Source organism: Streptomyces sp. NPDC049627 (assembly GCF_044465645.1).
Lineage (GTDB): Bacteria > Actinomycetota > Actinomycetes > Streptomycetales > Streptomycetaceae > Streptomyces.
Genome location: NZ_JBITLW010000001.1, coordinates 1,006,474 through 1,029,288 on the forward strand (window position 1 = coordinate 1,006,474; position 22,815 = coordinate 1,029,288).

Below are 22,815 nucleotides of genomic sequence, written 5' to 3' on the forward strand. Positions count from 1 at the left end.
CCGGATGACCCTGCACGCAGATCCCCACCTCGCGCTCGTCCGGCCGGTCCAGCCGCTGACCCCAGAAGGGTGTCAGGAGTGTCTGATGATCGGCTCCCCCTGGGTCCACCTCAGGCTCTGCCTGACCTGCGGGCACGTCGGCTGCTGCGACTCCTCGCCGAACCGGCACGCCCGCCGTCACGCCGCCGCCGACGGCCATCCGATCGTGGCGTCGCTGGAGCCCGGCGAGAACTGGCGGTGGTGCTACGTCCACGAGGCGCTCGTGTGATGCCCAGCGACGAGACGCGGCCGGGCACAGCGCCGGTGCCGGACGAGGCGGAGGAGAGCATCCCCTTCGAGACTCCCGACATCTACGGCGCTTATCCCCGCCTGTCGGACGACCAGATGGCCCGCCTGGCACAGCACGGCCGGCGGCGCGCGGTTGACGTTGGTGACGTGCTGATCCGGGAGGGGGAGCGATGCGAGACGTTCTACGTCGTCCTCAGTGGCTCGGTCGCCATCGTCGAGGGCTACGGAACACCCGGCGAACGCCTGCTGCGTGTCCACGGCCCCGGCCGCTTCATCGGCGAACTCGGCCTCCTGAACGGACAGGTGGCCTTCTACACCGCCGTGGTCAGGGACCCCGGCGAGATCCTTGCCCTGTCCATGGATCAGCTGCGTAACCTGGTGACCCGGGACTCCGCCCTTGGTGATGTGGTGCTGCGCGCCTGCCTGGGCCGCCGTGCTCTGCTCGTCGGGCAGGGCGCCGGTTTCCGCATCATCGGTTCGCGCTATTCGCCCGACACCCGGCGGCTGCGCGAGTTCGCCGCCCGCAACCGGCTGCCGCACCGCTGGATCGATCTGGAGACGGACGAGGAGGCCGAGGCGCTGCTGCGCCGCTTCGAGGTCGGTCCGGAGCAGACGCCACTGGTCATCTGGCGGGACACGACCCTGCTGCGCAATCCGAGCAACGCCGAACTGGCCCGCTTCATCGGCCTGCCGTCTCTGGAATCGGGCAACGACGGCGGCGATCTCCTCGTCGTCGGCTGCGGTCCGGCAGGTCTCGCCGCCGCGGTGAACGCGGCCTCGGAGGGCCTGGGCACCACCGTGGTCGAGGCGATGGCCACCGGGGGCCAGGCCGGGACGTCGTCCCGCATCGACAACTGCTTCGGCTTCCCCTCCGGCATCTCCGGCGCCGAACTCACCGAGCGCGGTGTACTACAGGCGCGCAAGTTCGGCGCCCGGATCAGTGTCCCGGCGGAGGCGGCCCGGCTCGAACGGCGGGACGGCCACTACGCCGTCAGCTTCGCCGACGGCAGCGAGGTCACCGCCCGTACCGTCGTCCTGGCCACCGGCGCCCGCTACCGCCGCCTCCATGTGCCCGGCATCGAGCCGTTGGAGGGTACGAGCGTCCACTACTCGGCGACCGTCTACGAGGCCCAGCAGTGCCGTACCGACCCGGTGGCGGTGGTCGGCGGAGGCAACTCCGCGGGCCAGGCCGTGCTCTTTCTGGCCGGGTACGCACCGCAGGTGTATCTGCTCGTCCGTGGGCCGAGCCTCGAGGCGCACATGTCCCGCTACCTGATCGATCAGATCGAGCGCCACCCGCGGGTGCGCGTGCTGCTGCGCACCGAGGTGACCGAGGCACTCGGCGACAAGGTGCTGGAGGCGGTCACCGTGGTCGACCACCGTACGGGCGAGCACCGCCACCTCGAGGTGCGGGCCCTTTTCGTCTTCACCGGCGCCGCCCCTCACACCGAGTGGCTGTCCGGCGCGCTCGCCCTCGACGCGCGCGGCTACGTGCTCACCGGCGCGGAGGCGCAGGCCTGCTCCGTTCCCGAGCTGTGGCAGAGCCAGGGCCGCGACTGCCTGACGTTGGAGACCAGCATGCCCGGCGTCTTCGCCGCCGGCGACGTCCGCAGCGGATCGGTGAAGCGCGTGGCCTCCGCGGTCGGCGAAGGCGCGATGAGCATCCACTTCGTGCACCGCTACCTGGGCCACACGGCCGCCCCCGGCGGTACCGACAGCTCCCCGCACACCCGTCCGAAGGAGTCTGCTTGGCTCGCATGACCTCCAGCGACCACGAGATCACAAGAAGGAGAAGGAGAAGGAGGCGAGGGGAATGACCACACCCGTCCGGCGCCACCGCGGTGGCGCAATGCAGGACAGGCCCGTCGGCTGGGCACGCAATCCGCTGACGGAGTTCGACCAACTGCTCAGCGAAATGAGCGGACTGATCGAATCCACGGTGGCAGGCGCGACGCCCGCAGTCGCGTGGACACCCCTGGCGGATGTCACGGAGTCCGACGACGCCTTCCACGTCGAGATCGAACTCCCCGGCGTCAAGAGCAAGGACATCGACGTCGAAGCCAACGGCCAGGAGCTGGTGGTCACCGGAGAGATCAAGGAGAAGGAACGCAAAGGAGTCCTGCGCCGGAGCACCCGCCGCACCGGATCCTTCGAGTACCGGCTGCGGCTGCCCGGAGAGGTCGACACCGAAAAGATCAATGCGCAGATGTCGGACGGGGTGCTCACCATCACCGTCCCCAAGGCCGAGGTCGCAAAGCCCCGGCACATCGAGATCAGCGAGACGAGTGAAAGCACCGGGGGCGGCGGCTGAGCCGCAAACGCCGCGGTTCCGGACGCACGTGCGGAACCGCGGCCGGGCCGGCGATGCTCGGCACCCGGGGTGACCCATGAACGACGTCCCGTATCACACGCCCTCACCGCGGTGGAGACTCGGCACGCGGCTGCCCACCGGCTTGCTTTCGGCGCCGCAGGCGCCAGGCGCGCAGCAGCCGAAGGGGGAGCAGGCCCAGCGGTGCTCGCCGGCCCATGTCCTCCTGGTCCTCGCGGTCGAAGGCCCGTGCGTAACGCTCGGCGTCCTGGGCCGTGGGATATCGCTTGCTTCCCTCCGCTCCGCAGCCACGCGCGCAGTGCCAGCGCATCGTGTCGCCCTCATGGAGAAAGCGGAAACGGTGTCCCAGAAGGTGGCAACGCAGCACGGAAGACCACCCTATGCGGACCGGTCCCGTCCGGCCTGTTCTGTCCCTCTTCCGGCAACAGCCCGTGGCCCTGAACGAGGAGGCGTGGCATGACCACCACTGGCGAGCTCGGTATCGTCACCACCAAGGTCCCCGCCCGGCTTGACCGGCTGCCGTGGTCCCGGTTCCACTGGCGGATCGTCATCGGTCTGGGAACCGTCTGGATTCTGGACGGACTCGAAGTGACGATCGTCGGGGCGGTTGCCGCCCGTATGACCGAGCCGGGCAGCGGCATCGACCTGACCAGCGCCGACATCGGCACTGCCGCCGCCATCTATGTGGCAGGCGCATGTGCGGGCGCTCTGTTGTTCGGGAGGCTCACCGACCGCTACGGGCGCAAGAAGCTGTTCATGCTCACGCTCGGGATCTACGTCCTCGCCACCGTCGCGACCGCGTTCGCCCACGACGCCTGGTACCTCTATCTCGCCCGCTTCATCACCGGTATGGGCATCGGCGGAGAGTACGCCGCGATCAACTCGGCCATCGACGAGCTGATTCCGGCCCGGAACCGCGGGCAGGTGGATCTGGCCATCAACGGCAGCTACTGGGTCGGTGCGGCGCTCGGCAGCCTGGTCGCCGTGCTGCTTCTCAACGAGAGTCTGCTGGCGGCCGATCTCGGCTGGCGGCTGGCCTTCGGCCTGGGCGGCATTCTGGGCCTGGGCATCATGCTGGTCCGCCGCCATGTGCCGGAGAGTCCGCGCTGGCTGTTCATCCACGGGCATGAAGACGAGGCTGAACGCATCGTCGACCGGATCGAGGCCGAGGTACACCAGGAGACCGGCCGTGAGCTGCCGGAACCGGGCGAGGCGGTCACCGTACGGCAGCGCGACGTCATCCCGTTCCGGGAGATCGCCGGCGTGGCTCTGCGGCGGTACCCGCGTCGCGCCGTTCTCGGTCTGGCGCTCTTTGTCGGACAGGCGTTCCTGTACAACGCGATCGTCTTCGACCTGGGCACGATCCTGAACGGCTTCTTCGACATCGGCTCCGGCTCGATCCCCTACTTCCTTGCCATCTTCGCGATCGCCAATTTCCTCGGACCACTCCTTCTCGGCCGATTGTTCGACACCGTTGGCAGAAAGCCGATGATCGCGGGCACATACTTCGGCTCGGCAGCCGTGGCAGCTGTCCTCGCCGTCCTTCTGATCAACGGCTCCCTCACCGCATGGTGGTTCTTCCTGCTGGTCTCGCTGACCTTCTTCGTGGCGTCCGCGGGAGCGAGCTCGGCCTACCTGACGGTGAGCGAGGTCTTCCCCATGGAGACCCGAGCCCTGTCCATCTCGCTGTTCTTCGCGATCGGCACGGCCGTGGGCGGAATCACCGGCCCACTGCTGTTCGGCCATTTGATTCACACTGGCGATGCCAGCCTGGTGGCCATCGGCTTCCTCGTCGGAGCGGCAGCCATGGCGCTGGGCGGGCTGGCCGAGGTCTTTTTCGGCGTCCGGGCCGAACAACAGTCCCTGGAGAACATTGCCCGGCCGCTCACCGCTGAGGAAACCGAGGCGGACTGGCGCGACGAGCCCGCGCCACAGGACGCACGAGACCGCCTCCGGCCCGCGCACGTCCGGCACGCCGAGCACGAGCGGGAACTGCGGATCGCCGACCGCACCGCCCGCCGCCGGGAGCGGGAGCGCGCCGGAGCCCGCCGCTACCGACCGGGCACCGGGTCGGGCAGCACCCTGTACTCGCCGGGGATGGCGGGCACCGCGGGCACAGCAAGCCGTACGTCCGCCATGGCCGAACAACGCCTCGACGACGAGATCGAACAGATCACCCACGCGCTCCGAGAAACCGGCCCGACCAGCCGCGACCAACTCGAACAGGCCGTGGATGGCCGTTCCTGGGGCCCCGGGCGCTTCCGCCGTGCCCTGCGTGAATCCGTGCAGGAGTCCCGCGCCAGAAGCCTTGCCAACGGCAGCTACGCGCCGACGGACGGACCCGGCCGGCCCGACAGCGCACCGAGCGGCCCCCATGACCAGGGGTGACCGGGGCAAAAGGAGGCAGCGATGAAATACGACGGATTCCTCGCCCGTGTACGCGAGCGAGGCGAATACAACGATCAGGACGAAGCCGCGGACGTCACCAACGCCGTGCTGGAAGTGCTGGCCCAACGGATCAGCCCGGGAGAGGTCAAGGACCTTGCATCCCAGCTGCCCGGCCCGCTGGGACAAGTTCTGGACCATGCCACGCCGCAGCAGGCGCGGAGCTTCGGGATCGAAGAGTTCTACCGCCGGGTCGCCGAGCGCACCAACGCCCGGCCGCGTACTGCGCAGTGGGACGCCAGCGCCGTCCTGACCACCGTTGCCGACGCTGTGACCGGCGGAGAGCTGAATCAGGTCATCAGCCAGCTCCCCTCCAGTTATGCGGTCCTGTTCGGCAAGGCCGACCTCGCGGACTGAGCCCGTGGGCGCGGCGCCCAGAACGAAAGGCCCCGGAAATGGTTGATACAGGTTTCTCCTCGTTCGACACCATGGTGGACAAGGCCAATCGGCTCCTCAAAGACGTCGAGGAGGCCTTCGAATGGCCCAAAGACCGCCGCAAGCAGTCGTACGCGGCACTGCGGGCCGTGCTGCACCCGCTCCGGGATCGTCTCCCGGTCGAGACGGCAGTACAGTTCGGTGCCCAGCTGCCGACCATCGTCAGAGGCGTCTACTACGACGGCTGGAAACCGGCCGAGACGCCCGTGAAGATGAGCAACGAGGAGTTCTTTGCACGAGTCCGGAGCGAATTCCCCTATGCGGTCGATGGCGGCAGCGAGAAGCTGGTGCGCACCGTACTGAAATCCCTGGAACGCCATGTGAGCGCCGGCGAATGGCAGCACCTCAAATCCCGGGTGCCGAACTCGTTTGCCACGCTCCTACCGTGATCCGGGCGTCGACAGTCGGGTGCGCCGGCCACTGCAGATGTTGCGGTCACGGATCAGGGGGCTGCCACTCGAACATCAAAATCGTGGCGTCGTCGCTGAGTCTGTCGTGCCGATGCTCGAGGATGGCATGGATGAGCAGGCGCAGCACTTCCGAGGCGTTCTGGCCCGCTGCGGTCGACCGGATGATGTAGTCGGTGAAGCGCTCCAGGCCGAACTCTTTGCCTGCATCATCGCGTGACTCCACGACACCGTCCGAGTAGAGCAGTATTCGGTCACCGGGTTCGAGTCTGACGTCGTACACCTGACGGGCGGTCTCGGCGAGACTGGCGGGCAGACCCAAAGGAGGCTCAGGCGGCCGCTCCAAGGCTTTATGGAGCAGGCGGTGGCGACGGATGAGCAACGGAGCCGGGTGGCCGCAGTTGCACCAGCGCAGCACACCGGTGGGCATGTGCAACTGGGTGAAGACACCCGTGCAGAACTGATCCGGAAGCCACTTCGCCAACGCATCGTCCATGGTGCCCACGAGTTCGTTCAGGTCTGCCCCGCTGCGCCGGGCGTTACGGCAGCCTGCCATGGCGACAGAGGTGGCAAGTCCGGACGCCAGATCGTGCCCCATGCCGTCAAGGATTGCGGCGTGCAGAACGTCCTCGGTGAACGCATGATCGAAAGCATCGCCGCCCAGTTCGTACGCAGGCTCCAGAACCGCCGTCGACACGACCCGCCCGGTGCCGATCGACCGGGGAGGGAGAAATGCCCTGACCATCTCCGTGGGCAGGTGCATCGGCCTGGTACGCATGCGCTGCGCGATGGTGTCGCTGTAGGTGCGCTTGGATGTGATGATCAGCGCGAGGAGCAGCGCCATCGTGCGGCAGCGCCGTAGCTTGAGCCCGTCCAAGGTGCTCATGTTCAGCTCCACGACGCCCAGCCGCTCCGCTCCGTCGGCCAGGGGCAGCCAGACGTTCATCCCGCCGGAGGGGCCTTCTTCCACTCGGAGAGAGTCGGTGCGGTAGGCCCATCCGGCCAGCGAAGTGTCGAGGTCCACTTCCGGCTCGCCTTCGACAAGCGGCACCAGCAGTCTTTGCTGGAGGTCGACCAGATAGACGCCGGCCCTGCCCAGACCCATGGCCTCGGCATACCGGCTCAGGACCACGGGCAGTTCCGCAGGTGACGCCAGCTGGGCTGCTCTGACCAGCTCCTCCAGCAGCCGCTCACCGGACCCGTTGGACACGTTCCTGTCCATGCCTTCGATGATCCCCGCGAGGTTGAGCCGCCACAATCTGAGCCCTCCGACACCCGAGATGTGGGCCGATCAGCCTGGGGTGCTGCGGTTACACTTGCGCATCGGTCGGGCAGCGGGTATCGGCTGACGACACCAGCAGGTCGTCCCCGCTATCCGCACAGCGGTCTGCTCCAGCAGCCGGCAAGTGGCCGCCACGGTGTCGGCCAGCTCACCGACCACGTGCGTTAGCCACCCCGAAGGATGTTTACCCAGCGCGCAGCGGGCGTTCCGCTCCACCGCAGGAAGAGTTCGACGTGGACACGACGCTGCAGCACGGGCTCTGGGACGGCCTGGCGCTGCCGGTTGAGGTCACGAACGCTCTCAGCAGCGCCCTGGACGTGGACGAGGCCCTGCGACGGACGGCCAGCAGGATCGTTGCGGCAGTCGGGGAAGCAGAGCGCACTGACGGTGTTTGGCAACGGCCCGCTCCGCCTGGTCCGGTCGCCACTCACAGCAGGAGGTCGAAGACGGCTCGTGCCTCGTCCCAGTGCTGGGTCTGGGGGTTCTTCAGGTCGGGATGGAGAATCTTGAAGCTCTGGGCAAGGGCCAGGCTGAGTCCGCCGATGATGTCCGGATAGGCCGCCTCGGTCTCCTCGTCGGGTGTGCGGTCCAGAGCGGGGTGGGTGGCGAGCTGTTCCAGGATCGGCTTGAGTTCTACTTCCTGGTCGATCTTCCGGAAGTGGTGAATGCTCTCCTGCAGGCCTTTCGTGATCGGTAGGTCACAGGTCCGGATGATGTCGCGCCCGTTGGCCTTGGCATTGGCCTGGGCGACGGTCAGCAGATCGTAGAGCTTGGCGTCGACGAAGTCGCTGTAGCGCTTGAGATCGTTCTTGTCGACGTCCAACCCCCCGGCCGCGCGGAAGAACCTTTCGAACCTGGCGATGGACATCACGGTCATGACGGCAACCTCCGGCTGCGGGAGCCGGGTGGCTCCCGGCCCCCTGGGCTTCCCAGTCAGCCTGGCCGACGGGGACGCGCGAACGCATGCGCATGCCGGGCTCAATCGGCCTCCCTGTATTGCCCTGCCAGGCCCAGACGTGCGACTGCCCGGAGGGTCGGACAGGCGTGCGGATCGACAGCAGGGTGACCACGGCGTCGCGGAGCGACCCCACGAAATGGGTCCGCCAGATGCCGCTGCTGATGAGGCCGAACGCCGCGGTGGCGGACACGCCAGGGACCACTCGGGAGAGGCCAGTGGACAGCACCCGGGCCCTGTTGAGGTGGACCTCTCGCCTACCAGCCGCCCCGACGCCGGCAGGACGTAGGCGCTGAGCCTCGCAGGCGTTCTGGACTCTCCCAGCCGGGGCGATGCCTGAGCGGGTGGCGCCGGCGGACGCGATCGCGGCCAGGTGCTGGGACCAGGCCCTGAGCTGGAAAGACGAGGAGATCCGGCCGTACCGCCTGCACCTGCATGCGGAGGCCAGCGTGTCACGCGGCATCGACGTTACCTCGGCGGCGTCTGCGGGCACTTGGGATCGGGATCGCGGGGCAGCCGACGAGGAGGGTCCGTCATGCGGGTGTCGCAGGGCGCTACGGTCGTGGCTCTCCTGGCGGATCCGGACGCGCCGACGGAAATCGCGCAGCGCATGGCCCGGACACTTTCTGCTCGGCTCGCCGACAAGTCGGGCCAAAGGCGACAGTTCGACGTCGAGGTGGTCAGTGAGCCCTTCACCTCGGGGACGGAAGACCCGCCCACCTTGATGAACCGGATCATGGACCGTGCGAGTGCGGAGAAGTGGGACATCGTCGTTGCCCTCACCGACCTTCCGCTGCACTCACACGGGCGCAAGCTCGCTGTGAATCTGAATCACGAACACGGCTTGGCGCTGCTTTCCCTTCCCTCGCTGGGGGGCCTGCGGCTGCAGACGAGGGCCCGGCGGGCCGTCGAAGAAGCCGTGCTGGGCTTGGCGGGTCCGCAAAACACTGGGACTGAAGAAGCTCCGCGAAGTCAGCCGCTTCGGTGGCCCTTCGTCAATCGTCTCGCGCCTATTCATCCGGGCCCAACCGGTGAGAAGGAGACCGACGATCTTCGGTACGTCGTCAGCGGGCCGCGTGGTTACCTGCGAGTGCTCGTCGGTATGGTCCGCGCCAACCGGCCGTGGCGGTTGGTGCCGGGCTTGTCGAAAGCCCTGGCGGCCGCACTCGCCACGGGAGCAGTCGCCACCGTGAACTCCACCGTCTGGAGCCTGGCCGCGTCCCTGAGCACGCCACGCCTCGTGATCGCCATGGTCGGGTCTGTCGCGATCATGATCGGCTGGCTGATCGTGGACGCGGAGCTGTGGCATCGATCACCAGAGAGCTCGCCGGATGCGAGGCAGCGGGCGCGGCTCTACAACGCCTCGACGGTCGTGACCGTGGGGATCGGGGTGCTCGTCTGCTACGTGGGTTTGATGGTCATCAACTTGGTGTGGGCGCTGTTCATCCTCAACGACCAACTGTTCGCTTCCGTGACACGAAACCCACTGCACGCCGAGGAGTACTGGACGTTGTCCTGGTTCGTCGCTTCGGTCGCCACCGTGGGCGGCGCGCTGGGATCAGGCCTGGAGAGCGACGAGGCGATCCGGGCAGCCGCCTACTCCAAGCGCGAACAGGAACGTCGCCACGCCCTCCAAGGCGACCAGCCCTCGAAGTGAACCGCTACCGGCGCAAATGGCTCCTACGGGCGGCGGTCCCTCGGACCACCCCACGTCCGCTGAACTTGGGCCGCTTCCCTCAGCCGGCGGGCGACTCACATCAGGCTGAGCATGGGCGGTAGCAGCGCGATGTGCCCGGCGGGCTGATCATGGCGATGATGGGGCGGGTGTGGCCCCCGGCAGGGCAGGTCCGGCACCCTTCTTCAGCCGCTTCGCGACCCCCGCCGACCATTCCCGATCGGCTACCGAGGACGACGTCGAGCTGCGACCGCTACGGGCTGAACAGGGCTAGGGATGTGGCATCGATCGCCCCGTACGTGGGTGCCGGTTTGTCGGTGTAGGCCAGCCGGGGTCGCGCGCCCGCCGAGCGCGGTGCCGTCAGGAGGCGGCGGCGCGGCCGGCGCGACCCAGCAGGGCGTTCCGGCTAGGCTCACGCCCGTGACGTGGCTGCGGGCCTTCGGGGAGGCCGCGAGATCCGGGCTCACGATCGAGGAGACGCGGCTGGAGCCCCTGCTCGCGCTGCGCACGGCCGCCGGCGTGGCGATCGTCATCGGGCCGGCGCTATGGCTGGTCTCCCCTGCGTACGCCGCGTCCGCCGCCCTCGGTGCCTACTCCGCGGGTGGGGCCACCTTCCAGCGCACCTGGCGTCCACGCAAGGTGATCGCGCTCGGCGCAGGCGCGGGTCTCGCGCTCAGCACGTTCGTGGGCTACCTGGCGGCGGGGCGACTCGTGACGTTCCTCCCACTGCTGGCCGTATGGGCCTTTGCCGCGGGGATGGCGTGGGCTGTCGGATCGACCGCCGGGATCGTCGCAGCGACGACCGTCGGCAGCATGCTGGTGACCATCACACTGCCTACGAGCGTCGGGCGAGCCCTGGAGCACGCCGGGAGCATCGCGCTCGGGGGCGTGGTGCAGGCCGTGCTAATCCTGCTGTTCCCGATCCGCCGTTGGGGGGCGCACCGTGACGCGCTCGCCGACGCCCTGGCCGCCGTGGCCGACTACGCCCGCCGGTTGCGGCACGACCCGACCGCCCCGTTCGACCCGGAGCCGTTGATGACGGCCCGGGACGCGGCGGCCGTGACGCCGTCACAGGCCCGCACCCGTCCCCCCGTCCTCCACGGCCCCCGGGGCCTCGCCGAGCGCATTCGGCCGGTCGTCGCCGCGCTCGCCGACCCGGACGTCGGCGCCCCGCCGGAGGGACCCGGGCGGGACCGCGCACGGGAGTTGCTCAACGCGGCCGCCGACGTCCTGGACGCGGCCGCCCGTTCGATCCGCCGCGGCACTCCCGCCGAGGTGCCCCCCGGGAGCGCAGACGTCCTGCGCGTCAACGAGGAGCACGAGGTGCTGGAAGGGCCCGCCCGGCAGGCCGCCGAACAGCTCGTGGAACTGCTCGGCGAGGCGTTGGAAATCGCCGGGAGCGGCGGCGCACGCGGGAATGCGCCCACACCGCCCGGCCCCGCGAGCGCCCAGTTCCTGGTGCGCCCGACAATGTTCCGGCTGGTCCCGGTCGTCGTCCGGGCGGTCCGCCGTGAGCTCCGCAGGGACTCCCCCGTATTCCGGCACGCCGTCCGCCTGGCGGCGGTGGCCACGCTCGGCTATCTGATCGCCGCCCGGCTCCCCCTCGGCCACGGCTACTGGGCGCCCATCGCCTCGGTGATGGTGATGCGGCCGGACTTCCACCGGACCTACGCGCGTGCGGTGGCCCGCCTCGCCGGGACCCTATCGGGGGTCGCGCTCGCCACCGGCATGGTGCGGGCCCTGGCCCCGGACGCCCAGGTGTTCGGCGCGCTGGCGGTGGTCTCGGCGGGCCTGTCGTACACGTTGATCCGGACCGGCTACGCCTACTCCCAGTGCTTCACGGCCGCGTACGTCGTCTTCCTGCTCGGCATGGGCGGCCAGGCATGGGAGCAGACAGTACCGGAGCGGGTGGTGCTCACCCTGCTCGGCGGGGCCCTGGCCATGCTGGCGTACGTGGTGTTCCCCGCATGGGAGACACCCCGGCTGCCGAGCCGGCTCGCGGACTGGCTCGCCGCCAACGGCCGCTATGCGGCCGCCGTGCTCCGCACCTACGCCGAACCCACCCGGGAGCATCGCGCCGACATGCGCAGGGCCCTCCTGGAGAGCAGATCGGCACGTGCCGCCTGGCAGGAGGCCTACGACCAGGCAAGGCAGGAACCGGTCCGCCCCAGGGGGCTGACGTCGCGCGAGGTGCAGGAGGCGCAGGAGGCGCTCAAGGGGTTCGGCCGGGCGGCGATGCTCATGGAGAGCCACGTCCCGCGGGCCGACAGCCGTGTCGTCCCCGAGGCGGAGCAGTTCGCCGAGGCCCTGGAGACGGACACCGCGCAGGCGGCAGTCGCCGTGCGCGAGCACAGGAATCCGGACTGGGGGCGTGTGGAGGAGGCGCTCCACGCGTGGGAGGGCGTCGCCGCCCGGGAGCGGAGCCCGGTCCTACGGCGCGGGGCGGAACTGCAGAAACGGGCCCTGGAGGACCTCACGACAGCCGTAAGCCGCACCGCCCTGGAACGGGACGTCGGCTCCGCTCGCGAGGAGCAACGAGTACGGGAGGCCGTGGCTGCGGAAGGTGACGGATCAGGACCCGCGCACCGGGGTGGGTGACGGCTCCGGCGACGGGGAGCGCCGCGCCTCCTGAGGCCGGAAGTAGTCTCCCGGCCGCGTCGAGCGCCGCCACACGTACACCGCTGTCGCCATCACGAGGATCAGCCCCGCCAAGATGAGCAGTTCGATCCCCTCGGGGTTCCAGCGGAAGGACTTCTCCGCCTCGGCCGTCACGATGAGCACCTTGCGGATGCCGGCGATCAGACCGACAACGAGGAACGGCTCCGCGTCGAGGGTCCGGTTCCTGATGGTGAGGCGGACGGTGTGGAGCAGCTCGGCCACGATGAACAGCACCAGGCTGCTGTCCAGGGCGGAGAGAACGACCGTCTCCGCGCGGTACGGCCCCTGGATCGACCTGATGACGTCGTGGACGACCTCGACGGTCAAGAGCCCCGCGAGCAGTACGAGAAGCGCCGCGACGACGAGGTGGATGCTGTCCTCGATGAGCTGTAGGAGGCCCTGCACCCGGCCGCCCTCGAGCTTCGGGAGAATGGGTCGCACATTCGCATGCTACGGGTGCCCCGGCCCGCAGGCGCGGCGTGCTGCCGAACAGGTGGACGAGCGGACCCCTCCCTGTGGTGGCAGCCTGGGGGGAAGCGGCGAGGCGCGACATCACCGAGGCCTACCAGGCGGCAGGACAAGGGCTATGAGGCAGCCCGACGCGGACACGAACGGCAGAAACCTGCGGCCCGTCCTGGCGCCGACCCGGGGTCTACTTGGAGACGGCCCGGGACTTCGCCTCCGGCCTGCGGGAGGAACCCCTCCGCCGCACCGCCAGGGGCCATCGCTGGCAGCCGGACACCGACAGTGCCCCAGGCAGCCAACGAGCAGGTCCCCGTGTCCGATGAGGCCGAAACGTCGGCACCCGCCTGCAGGAGGGAATTGGGACATCGGCGTCGTCCTCACCGACCTGCCGAGCCGGGCGGAGCACAACCCGGTCCGTACCGAGGCCGACCCTGAGCACAGGGTCGCACTCCGTGGCAGGCGCACCGTGCCGGAGGACGCGAGTGCACTGGAGGTGTGTGATGAGTGCTGACCGCTCCCACGAGAGCCGTAATGGTCACGTACTGGTCCTCGATGCCGGCTCTTCCAGCCTTCACATCGCTCTGTTCGCGGCGGACGGTGAACGGGTGGCGGATCGAGACGCCTCGGAGTCGCCGGGGCCTGCTGCGGTGGCGGAACTGCGGAACTTCCTCAGCGAGGTGCCCGCTCCTGCGGCGGTTGGTCACCGCATCGTCCACAGCGGCCCGCACCTGACTGGACATACGCTGATCGACGCACGCGTACGGGCTCTGCTGGCGGACGTCGCCGATCTTGCGCCACTGCACGTGACCCCTGCCCTGCACATGGTGGATGCCGCACGAGAACTCCTGCCTGACGTTCCTCATGTCGTCTGCTTTGACACTGTCTTTCACAAGGATCTGCCGGCACAGGCGCGCACGTACGCCGTGCCGGAGCGATGGCGAGCCGAATACGGGCTGCGCCGGTACGGCTTCCACGGGCTTTCCTACTCGTGGGCACTGCAGAGGACGGCGCAGGCCCTGGGCCGACCCGTCGACAACCTCCAGGTCGTGCTCGTGCACATGGGCGGTGGCTGCTCGGCGTGCGCCGTCCGGAACGGACGCAGCGTGGACACCACCATGGGCCTCACTCCGCTAGAAGGCCTGGTGATGAGCCGGCGCAGCGGCAGCCTCGACCCCGGCGCGCTGCTGTGGCTGCAGCGGCGGCACGGTCTGAGCACAGACGAATTGGATGACACACTCCACCGGCATTCCGGTCTGCTCGGCCTCTCCGGTACCTCGGGAGACACCCGGGACCTGGTGCGCGCCCGCGCAGAGGGTGATACCGCGGCCGCGTTGGCGCTGGCGACGTTCACACTCAGCTGCCGCAGGGGCATCGCCTCGATGGCCACCTCGCTGGACCAGCTGGACGCGCTGGTCTTCACCGGGGAAATCGGCGAAGACCAACCCGAGATACGCGAGGAGATCTGCTCGGCCCTGACTGTTCTCGGTGTACGAGGCGGGCTGCTCGTCCCCGAACTGGACGATTTGATGCGGGAAGGCCTCCTACGCATCGATCAGGCGGGGAAAGGTGTCCCGGTCCTCGTAGTCGCAACCGGCGAGACACAGCAGATCGCCGCCGAGACCCGACGGCTGCTCGGCATGTGACTGGCCAAGGCAACTGCTGGCACATCCACACTTGCCTGGGCCCGCGCAAAGAACCGGCCTCCTGTACCAGGACAGCACGGAGGAGCGACGTCTGTAGGGTCATCAGCGGGCCGTGCTCCGCCCAGTATTGGGACAGTCGAATACGCGGCCTACCAGTACCGAGGCCGGTCACCAGCCGACCTGATCTCCCGGGCGGGCCCGCCCGGGCCCTCATCCGGCGTCACCTCGGGCGAGCGCTCCTGGACCTGGACGACATGGTCGACACCCTGCGCACCAAGGCACGGCTCCAGCCGGTGTCCGTCGACTGGGCGCAAGACACCGCGGATCCCTCGCACCGGGACGCGTCCTGATCACCACTCCTCGGATGCTGCCAAGCGCGGACGGATCGGATCCAGCGGCTGTTCCACCTCGGACGGCTGGGGTTTCATGCAACGCTCAGCCGGGCGACGGACGGTGCCGTCGCCCGGCCGACCATGCGGCCGAGGGTGTTCAGGCGGCGGCGTACACCCGCTCGGCGAACTCGGCGATCCGATGCTCGTTGAGGTGCTGGGCGATGTCGCTGATCATGCCGACCAGCGTCTTCGTCGATCACCGGCAGACGCTTGACCTGCTGACGCTCCATCGTGGCAAGCAAGCACCTCGCTGACGTCGGCAGTGACGTCGACCCACCGCGTGATGCCCTGACACATTTCCGAACACTCGGTCTCGGCGGGGCTGCGCCCCCCTGGCCACACCGGCGGACCCGGGCGACCTCACCCACGACAGCGGCGGCTGACCCGGCCGCCACCCGTGCCCGTGCTCACTCCTCGGGAGGTCCTTCGTCCACCCGGTGCGTCCTGCTCCACATGGCACCACAACGGCAGTGAAACAGCTCGATCAAGTCGCCGCCGTCGCTGACACTCATGCCGTCCCAAATGCGGACGTGAACGTGTTCACCCATCGACTCTCCTCTGACGGGCGGAATGCTATGCAGCGAGATGCCGAAATGGACAGGATCTGCTCACGTGATGAGATTTGCCCCCTGGGTATCGGCCCTCGCTTGGCCTTTGCGTGAATGTGTTCCCGTCAGCGGCTCGATCAGATAGGTCTCGCCGTGGTGCCTTTCGCGCGCGCCGCGGCGATTGCGGTTTCTGACCTGGCTACTCGGTGATCGACTCCCTGTATGCCAGGCCCGGCCCACGCCTCCGTCTACGTGCACACTTCCCGGGACATCGACGACCCGGACAAGGCGATCGAGCTGCGCAAACGCCACATCCGCTCGGACCTGATCGAGCTCGGCGCCGACCCGGCCACCGCCGACGCCTCCGCCGATGCCGTCGGAACCGACGCCGGCCTGCCGGGCGCGGTCACGCAGCTTCCTCGTTGACAAGTGCGTCGAGGCGCCGCCTGGCCCCGGCCAGGGAGCGTCGGCAGCGGCTGAGCTCCTTCCAGGCATCGCCCCGGTCGGAAAGACGGTCGTGCAGGCTGCGCAGTGTCCATCGTTGCGGGCCGAGTTCTGGGTCGTCGAGTTCGTCCCAGGTCACGGGGTAGCGATGGGGGCGTGGGGGCGGGCGCACGGCGTAGGGGGCGACTGAGGTCTGGGCGTAGGCGTTGCGTTGAGTGTCGAGGTTGAGCCGGCCGCGGCGTTTGTCCTTGCGGGGTGCGGTGGTCAGTTTGTCGGGGTGGCGGGCGGCCAGCAGGTCGGCGGCGCTGCGGGCGAAGGCGCGGGCGGTGTCGAAGTCGGTGCGCCGGTCGAGCAGGACCAGCAGGTGCAGTCCGCGGGAGCCGGTGGTCATCACCGCGGGCGCCAGCCCGAGGCCGGTGAGGAGGTCGCGGAGTCGCCGGGCGGTCCATCGGACGATCTCGAAGTCGTCGCCTGGCGGGTCGAGGTCGAACACCAGCCGGTCGGGGCAGTCGAGGCGGTCGGCGCGGGCGAGCCAAGGGTGCGGGGTGATGCGTGACTGGTTGGCGAGATAGGCGAGGGTGGCGGTGTCGTCGCAGACCATCATGGTCACGGTGCCGCCTTCCTTGGGGACTTCCCGGCGATGGATCCAGTCGGGGAAGTAGTCGGGCACGTCCTTGTGGATGAAGGACCTTCCGCGGTAGCCGTCCGGGTGGCGTTCCATCACCAGGGGGCGCCCCCGGAGGTGCGGGAGCATGAGGCGGCTGACGGTGCGGTAGTAGTTGACGAACTCGGCCTTGGTGATGCCGTCCTCGGGGGAACGCTGCGCCCGCCGATCCGGATCTCCTCTTTCGCTGCCCTGCTCATTCCTTTCCTCCTCTCGGCCGTTCCCTGACGACTTGGGTGGCGGGCTTGTCGGTCCGCAGGCCGAGATAGCGCGGGTGGCGCAGTTTGCCGCTGCCGGTCCACTCGGTGAAGCCGATCTCTGCGACAAGTTCGGGACGGACCCAGTGGGCGCCGCGTTCCCGTACGGTCTGTCCGGCGAACGGCTGCTCTTCGCATTCCAGGGCATCCAGCCGCTTGCGCAGGCTCGTCAGAGTGTTGCGGTCGTAGCCGGTGCCGACCTTTCCCGCGTATACCAGGCGCCGGCCTTCGTAGTAGCCGACCAGCAGGGCACCGAATCCGACGCGCTCGCCCTCCGGCTCGGTGAAGCCGCCGATCACGAACTCCTGCCGCTTGCCGCATTTGAACTTCAGCCAGTCCGTGGACCGACGGGACACGTACCTGCTGTCGGCCCGTTTGGCGATCAGACCCTCCCACCCCCACTCGCATGCCTTGCGCAGGTACACCTCACCGGTGCTGTTGCGGTGGGTGGCGAAGCGCAGAGGGGAGGTGTATGTCAGGGCACGGCGGAGCAGGGCCTTGCGGGTTCGCAGTGGCAGGCCGGTGAGATCCTGCCCGTCAAGGCGCAGCAGATCGAACACGTAGTAGGTGATCGCGATCCGGCTGGCCCGGGCCTGGCGTTCATTCGTGATGCCCATGCGCTGCTGGAGCAGGGCGAAGCTGGTCCGGTTGCCTTCGAAGGCGACGACCTCGCCGTCGACCACGAAGTCGTCGCAGGGCTGGCGAGCCAGGGCATCCGCCGCTTCGGGGTAGGTCGCGGTCAGTGATCGGCCGCTTCTGGAGAGCATCCGGGTTCCCGCTCCGTCTCGCGCGCCCAGGCACCGCTCTCCGTCGTATTTCCGCTCGTAGATCCAGGCAGGGTCGGAGAACGGGGTGTTGGTCAGCGTGGCAAGCATGGGCTTCGGGACGTGTCCGGTCGCCGGCCGCAACTGCTCGCGTTCCTCCCCGGACAAGCCGTCCAGGAGGTTGTGAGCGGGCATCGTGAGGCTCCCTTCAAAGCCGGGCGTGTGCGGGAATCCCGCACGACAACCGGCCAAAAGCCGGCCGAAGGCATTCGCAGGGGGTCCCGTGGCGCCTGGAATCCGCGACAGCCACACCTCGCTCCCCGGCACGCTCAAGGCGTGTGCACGGCTCTCTTGCTGCCTCGCCTCCTGCCGTCTCCCCCTTCGGGCCAGCAGCAAACGCTGTCGGGTCGGGCCGAGTCTCAACCCGGTCTTCACCGGGCTCGGCTCGCCGCACAAGGTGCTGCCCGTGATTGCTACGAGTCATCGGTGGAACTCGAACCGAGTCCCGCGGCGCCTTTTGTCGCAGTAGCAGCATCCGAGCGGAGGAGGCGCCTGAGCAGCGAAGAGTTTGGTCCGCAAGAGGGAGATGGAGGCGAGGGCCACGCCGTCGCCGCCTGAGTGCCGCGCGTGCACCCTGCCCCGACCGGTTCGTTCGGAGCGATACGTTGCGAACTACGGTGCGAGGAGGCGGAGATGCCCCATGTACACCTGAGTCGAAAGCATAAGAAGGGCGGACCGGCTGTCAGGCGCGAGCCTGTGCCGCGCGCGCGTTCTGGCTTCGTCGGCCGCCGCTGGGAGCGTACGGGCACCGAGCCTGTCACGGCCCGCAGTGCTCTGGGACTGCGGCTGCTGCTGTCTGCCTTCTTCACGCCGCTGTTCGTGGCCGCAGCGGTTGCTGTTCGCGGTGTGGTCAGTGCAGTCGGGGCCGGGCAGTAGCCCGACGTCCTCTCAACTGGCGGTTCTTGCAGGGGTGTGCGCGGCACTCGCGGTGTTCTCCGCGGCGGGCCTGATCGTCGTCCTGCGCCGTCGGCGCAGGGAACGTCCTTCCCGCGGTAGTGCCCGGTGACCAGGCTCCGTGACGGATGGAATGGCGTCAGGCGTCAGGCGTCAGGCGTCAGGCGTCACCGGAAGGGGTAAGGCGCCGCAGGGCAACCAGGAGCACGAGACGTCGGAGCCTTCGCCGTCATCTCCCGCGGTGGCCGCCCGGGCCTGGCAGGCGACGCGCTGGAGCAGGTGTCTGCACCGGTTCTGCTGCTGGTCGGGCCCGTGACCGGGAGGTGCTGCGGCTCAACGAGGAGGCCGCACGGCGGCTGCGCGCCCGAACAAGCTGCACGTCGTACCGAACGCAAACCCACCTCTTCGGGAAACCCGGCGCGCTCGAGGAGGTCGCCCCGGCAGGCCAGGCCCGGCAGGACCGTCGGCCCCAGGCAGGCGAGCCGGTGGGCTCCCGGGTCGCGCCCGAAGCCCTGGCGACGGCGGGCGCGGACCGGCTGGTGATGGACCCGCACACGACCGCACTGGAGATCATGTCCCCCGTACCGGTCGAGGTGCTGACCGCGGTGCCGGTCGTCGCCGCCGTGCTCGCCGAGGACCTGCACAACTGCCTGCGCCTCGTCCTCGTCACCGACACCCTCGCCACGCCACGGCGACCACGGAGGAGACGTAGGAACCCACCACTGCAGGTGCGGTCCGTGGCCCAGCTGCTCGCCGACGCCATCGCCCGCCTGCACAGCGACCGGCCCCTGGACACACTGCTGATGCCTTCCTGATCCGTCTGGACCCCCACCGCGCGACTCCGCCCGACACCCCGCCGGGACTCTGTTCGGTCAGCCGCGGGACCTTCGGTTCAGCCGTGAGACTTGCGACCAGTCCTTCCCTTGCGCAAGAAGCGCCGCAGGCGGGCCTGGGGCCAGGTGTTGATCACGTCGTCCTTGGTGAGCCAGCCGCGCTGTGCCGTGCCCACGCCGTAGCGCATGTTGGCCAGGTGGATGGTGGTGTGGGCGTCGCTGTCGACGGCGAACTTCACACCGTGCCGCTTGGCCCGCAGGATGTCCTCGTCGCGCAGATCCAGCCGGTCGGGGTGGGCGTTGATCTCCAAGGCGGTGCCGGTGCGCGCAGACGCCGCGAAGATCGCGTCGAGGTCGGCATCGACGGGCGGCCGCCTGCCGATGATCCGGGTGGTGGGATGGCCGATGATGTTGACGTACGGGTTCTCGCAGGCCCGGACGATCCGCCGGGTCAGCGCCTCGCGACTCTGGTTGAAGTGCGAGTGCACAGAGGCCACGCACAGGTCGAAGCCGGCCAGGAACTCCTCGGGCCAGTCGACGTTGCCGTCCGGGTCGATGTTCAGCTCCGCGCCGTGCAGCAGCCGCATACCGCGACGATTGCCGCGCCGTGCGTGCTCGCCGTCGAGTTCCCGGATGCGTTCGCGCTGGGCCAGGATCCGTGCGTCGGTCATCCGCTGCATGTACAGGTTCGGGCCGTGATCGGTGATGGCGTAGTAGGTGTAGCCGCGCTCGGCGGCCGCGGCGGCCATCTCTTCCAGCGGCGCGAGCCCGTCGGTGAGGTCGGTGTGGGTGTGCAGGTCGCCCCGGATGTCCGTCTCCTGGACGAGGTCGGGCAGCTCGTCGTGCAGTCCGGCCTCGATCTCGCCGCGGTCCTCGCGCAGGGTAGGCGGGATCCAGGGCAGGCCGAGGCGGGCGTAGACGTCCTCCTCCGTCTCGGAGACGATCTTCTTGCCGCTCTCGGCGTCGAAGAGCCCGTGCTCGGAGAGCTTGAGTTTCTGGTGGACGGCCAGCTCCCGGGTGCGGCTGTTGTGCGCCTTGCTCCCCGTGAAGTACTGCAGCGCCGCGCCCCAGGAGTCCGGTGGCACGACGCGCAGGCGGACGGACAGGCCCTTGGTGGTGCGGATGGACGTCTTCTTCTCGCCGTGCGCGATGACCTCCGAGGCGTACGGCAGCTCGGTGAAAGCCCGCGTCACGGGCGCCGATCTGCCGGCCGCGGCGAGCACGTCGATGTCGCCGATCGTCTCACGGAAGCGGCGCAGCGACCCGGCGTAGGTGCAGCGCCAGCATCCGGTCACCTGGGACAGCTCGGTGACGATGTCGTCGGCGAGGTCCATGGCGGCGTCGAGCAGGGCCCGCTCTCCGGAGGACTGCAGCAGCTCGATGCCGTGCAGGATGTTCTCCTCCGTCCTTGGCCCGAAGCCCTTCAGGTCACGCAGCCGCTCCTCGTGGATGGCCTCGGCCAGTTCCTCGACGGAGGAGATGCCCAGCTCCTCGTACAGGACGCTGGCCTTCTTCGGGCCGAGCGTGGGGATGGCGGTCAGCCGCCGGACACCGGCCGGGATCTTCGCCCGCAGCTCCTCGACGGCGGACACGCTGCCGCTGGAGAAGTATTCGAGGATCTTCTCGGCGATGGACTTGCCGACGTTGGGGATCTCCTGCAGGGCGTTGACGTCGAGGGTGGACACGTCGGCGTGATAGCCGCCCACGGACCGGGCGGCCTTCTCGTAGACGCGTGATTTGTATGCGTCTCCTCCGGTGATCGAGATCAGGTCGGCGTACTCCTGGAGGAGGGCGGCGACCTCGTCGTTGGACCGAGCCATGCCCTCCGAGTAGGCAGACCACGCCCGTTCATGCGTGAAGGTCACGTCCGTGTGCCCCGGAACCTGCACGGGTACCCGAGGGGCTCACACGCGGCGCGACCGAGCGCGCCGTGCACCCGATCGCCGACGGCCCGCACGCGGGACAGTGCGACGAACCAGGAAGGGAGTCCGGGGCCATGACGGACGACTTCGTTCTCGACGTCAGCCGGATCCGAGCCGAAGCACAGCAGAAGATGGCGGCGGGTCCAATCACCGACACCTACGGCGCGGACAAGGGGAAGGTGATCGACATCCTCAACGACGTGGTCGCCACCGAGGTGGTGTGCTGGCTGCGCTACACCCGCCACGCGATCTCGGCGACCGGCATCGACCGCAGTCAGGTCTCCGGGGAGTTCACCGAACACGCCGAGGAGGAGATGCAGCACGCCCTACGGGCCGCGGAGCGGGTCTCACAACTCGGCGGAGACCCGGACTTCGACCCGGCGACACTGGCCCAACGCGCCCACACCGACTACACGACGCCGCCCCGGCAGGAACTGCGGACCATGCTGGAGGACAACCTGCTCGCCGAGCGCATCGTGATCTCCACCTACCAGGACATCATCCGGTGGCTGGGAGACTCCGACCCCACCACCCGGCGGCTCATGGAGTCGATCCTCGAGGAAGAAGAGGAACACGCCGACGACATCATCAACCTCCTCGGGAGTTGATCGCGCCCTGGCGCCGATGATCTGAGCGAGGACAGGTTCCCAGCTCAAGGGACCCCGCGCAGCCCCATGAACTCGACGAGGTACCAAGATTTCCAGTTCGCGTTGGTGACGGCGAGCCAACCGAGGCTGTGCTGATGTCTACTCCGAGGAATGGCAGTTCCGGGGGTGTACCGGATGTTGCGAGAGCGCCGGCCGCCGCTGCCGCGCGAGGCGGCGCGCCCTCGGCGACATGGCCCGACCACCGCGCGACTCCTGGACGGCCCCTGACACACCCGGCAGGTCGGTCTCGGCCAGGAACCATCATTCCCGGGCCGTCACGTATCAGCCGTCCCACTTGAAGACACTTCCGCAGGACATGATCGCGAAAGGCGACCGCCGCCAGCAGCGAAGAATCCGCTGGTCAGCCCCCGCCCCTGGCAGCCAGCCACCGCCACTCAGTGCCTCTTCAGCGGCTCATCGGTCCGACTGTGCGCCACGCCACCCCCATCCGCAAAGCGAGCCAGCACGCGGCCTCGCACCACCCTGACCAGCAGCAATACGCTGAACAGCCTGAAGGGGTGCGGATTCGACCCGGATTCGCCCCGAGGGCCCAGAGTCCTAAACGAACAGTAGTTGACCTGCGGTGATGCTGATTCTTGCCGGTGTACCGAGCATCCGCCGACAGAGGAGTATCACAATTGAAACTAAGTGGACATTGTTGGGCGATTAATGCCACGTTGTGAGTCGTCGTACTCGCCGTCGCCGCCTCCGGCTCCCCCGAGCTTGAACCGAGTGGCTGCACCACGCGGCGCTCGACTCTGGCGATCAGGGGTTGACATAATAGGGCTCTGAACAGCCTCTTTACAGA

At 68.8% G+C, this 22,815-nt stretch carries 18 protein-coding genes; 12 read left to right on the top strand and 6 right to left on the bottom strand.

Features of this window, described 5'->3' with window-relative positions; genetic code table 11:
- Positions 1-4: 4 nt before the first annotated feature.
- The 6 genes from ACIBU0_RS04440 to ACIBU0_RS04465 all read left to right on the top strand — a co-directional run bounded on the left by ACIBU0_RS04440 (position 5) and on the right by ACIBU0_RS04465 (position 5,886).
- The gene (locus ACIBU0_RS04440) at positions 5-268 is read left to right on the top strand and encodes a UBP-type zinc finger domain-containing protein (protein WP_398811450.1); all 264 of its coding nucleotides are present in this window, start codon (positions 5-7) and stop codon (positions 266-268) included.
- Positions 268-2,049: an FAD-dependent oxidoreductase gene (locus ACIBU0_RS04445; RefSeq protein ID WP_398811453.1), complete on the top strand. Its 1,782-nt coding sequence runs from the start codon at positions 268-270 to the stop codon at positions 2,047-2,049. Before ACIBU0_RS04440 ends, ACIBU0_RS04445 begins: the two co-directional genes overlap by 1 nt.
- 52 nt (positions 2,050-2,101) lie before the next feature.
- Positions 2,102-2,599: an Hsp20/alpha crystallin family protein gene (locus tag ACIBU0_RS04450; protein WP_398811456.1), complete on the top strand. Its 498-nt coding sequence runs from the start codon at positions 2,102-2,104 to the stop codon at positions 2,597-2,599.
- Between the two features lie 474 nt (positions 2,600-3,073).
- Positions 3,074-5,005, top strand: coding sequence for an MFS transporter (locus tag ACIBU0_RS04455; RefSeq protein ID WP_398811459.1), 1,932 nt, complete (start codon positions 3,074-3,076; stop codon positions 5,003-5,005).
- 21 nt (positions 5,006-5,026) lie between these two features.
- Positions 5,027-5,419 carry a DUF2267 domain-containing protein gene (locus ACIBU0_RS04460; RefSeq protein WP_391780960.1) on the top strand — a complete coding sequence of 131 codons (393 nt, stop codon included), beginning with the start codon at positions 5,027-5,029 and terminating at the stop codon, positions 5,417-5,419.
- 71 nt (positions 5,420-5,490) lie between these two features.
- Entirely contained in the window at positions 5,491-5,886 is a 396-nt protein-coding gene (locus ACIBU0_RS04465; protein WP_391828781.1) for a DUF2267 domain-containing protein, read from the top strand.
- A gap of 46 nt (positions 5,887-5,932) precedes the next feature.
- Here the strand turns inward: ACIBU0_RS04465 and ACIBU0_RS04470 are convergent, their stop codons facing one another.
- Both ACIBU0_RS04470 and ACIBU0_RS04475 read right to left on the bottom strand, forming a co-directional pair.
- Complete coding sequence (locus tag ACIBU0_RS04470) at positions 5,933-7,126, bottom strand: PP2C family protein-serine/threonine phosphatase (protein WP_398811463.1); 1,194 nt, start codon at positions 7,124-7,126, stop codon at positions 5,933-5,935.
- 487 nt (positions 7,127-7,613) lie between these two features.
- On the bottom strand, positions 7,614-8,063 hold the full coding sequence (locus ACIBU0_RS04475; protein ID WP_398811466.1) for a DUF1931 family protein: 450 nt from the start codon (positions 8,061-8,063) through the stop codon (positions 7,614-7,616).
- Between the two features lie 613 nt (positions 8,064-8,676).
- Here ACIBU0_RS04475 and ACIBU0_RS04480 point away from each other — a divergent pair.
- Entirely contained in the window at positions 8,677-9,798 is a 1,122-nt protein-coding gene (locus tag ACIBU0_RS04480) for a hypothetical protein (RefSeq protein ID WP_398811469.1), read from the top strand.
- A gap of 438 nt (positions 9,799-10,236) precedes the next feature.
- Positions 10,237-12,414 (top strand): FUSC family protein, encoded by a 2,178-nt coding sequence (locus ACIBU0_RS04485; protein WP_398811472.1) that lies wholly within the window; start codon positions 10,237-10,239, stop codon positions 12,412-12,414.
- Here the strand turns inward: ACIBU0_RS04485 and ACIBU0_RS04490 are convergent.
- Positions 12,388-12,915 (bottom strand): phosphate-starvation-inducible PsiE family protein, encoded by a 528-nt coding sequence (locus tag ACIBU0_RS04490; protein ID WP_398811474.1) that lies wholly within the window; start codon positions 12,913-12,915, stop codon positions 12,388-12,390. The two genes, ACIBU0_RS04485 and ACIBU0_RS04490, sit on opposite strands and share 27 nt — an antisense overlap.
- Positions 12,916-13,439: 524 nt before the next feature.
- On the opposite strand from ACIBU0_RS04490, the gene ACIBU0_RS04495 reads away from it, so the two are divergent.
- The gene (locus ACIBU0_RS04495; RefSeq protein WP_398811477.1) at positions 13,440-14,582 is read left to right on the top strand and encodes an acetate/propionate family kinase; all 1,143 of its coding nucleotides are present in this window, start codon (positions 13,440-13,442) and stop codon (positions 14,580-14,582) included.
- 1,162 nt (positions 14,583-15,744) lie between these two features.
- Positions 15,745-15,948 (top strand): hypothetical protein, encoded by a 204-nt coding sequence (locus ACIBU0_RS04500; RefSeq protein WP_398811479.1) that lies wholly within the window; start codon positions 15,745-15,747, stop codon positions 15,946-15,948.
- Here the strand turns inward: ACIBU0_RS04500 and ACIBU0_RS04505 are convergent.
- Both ACIBU0_RS04505 and ligD read right to left on the bottom strand, forming a co-directional pair.
- Positions 15,929-16,897 carry a DNA polymerase domain-containing protein gene (locus ACIBU0_RS04505; RefSeq protein WP_398811776.1) on the bottom strand — a complete coding sequence of 323 codons (969 nt, stop codon included), beginning with the start codon at positions 16,895-16,897 and terminating at the stop codon, positions 15,929-15,931. The two genes, ACIBU0_RS04500 and ACIBU0_RS04505, sit on opposite strands and share 20 nt — an antisense overlap.
- The gene (ligD, locus tag ACIBU0_RS04510; protein WP_398811482.1) at positions 16,827-17,846 is read right to left on the bottom strand and encodes a non-homologous end-joining DNA ligase; all 1,020 of its coding nucleotides are present in this window, start codon (positions 17,844-17,846) and stop codon (positions 16,827-16,829) included. Before ligD ends, ACIBU0_RS04505 begins: the two co-directional genes overlap by 71 nt.
- A 1,082-nt stretch (positions 17,847-18,928) precedes the next feature.
- Between ligD and ACIBU0_RS04515 the strand changes: the two genes are divergently transcribed.
- Positions 18,929-19,420 (top strand): hypothetical protein, encoded by a 492-nt coding sequence (locus ACIBU0_RS04515; protein WP_398811485.1) that lies wholly within the window; start codon positions 18,929-18,931, stop codon positions 19,418-19,420.
- A 77-nt stretch (positions 19,421-19,497) separates the two neighbouring features.
- On the opposite strand, the gene polX is transcribed toward ACIBU0_RS04515, so the two are convergent.
- Positions 19,498-21,258 (bottom strand): DNA polymerase/3'-5' exonuclease PolX, encoded by a 1,761-nt coding sequence (polX, locus tag ACIBU0_RS04520; RefSeq protein ID WP_398811488.1) that lies wholly within the window; start codon positions 21,256-21,258, stop codon positions 19,498-19,500.
- A 176-nt stretch (positions 21,259-21,434) separates the two neighbouring features.
- On the opposite strand from polX, the gene ACIBU0_RS04525 reads away from it, so the two are divergent.
- Complete coding sequence (locus tag ACIBU0_RS04525) at positions 21,435-21,968, top strand: ferritin-like domain-containing protein (protein WP_398811491.1); 534 nt, start codon at positions 21,435-21,437, stop codon at positions 21,966-21,968.
- Positions 21,969-22,815: the final 847 nt, after the last annotated feature.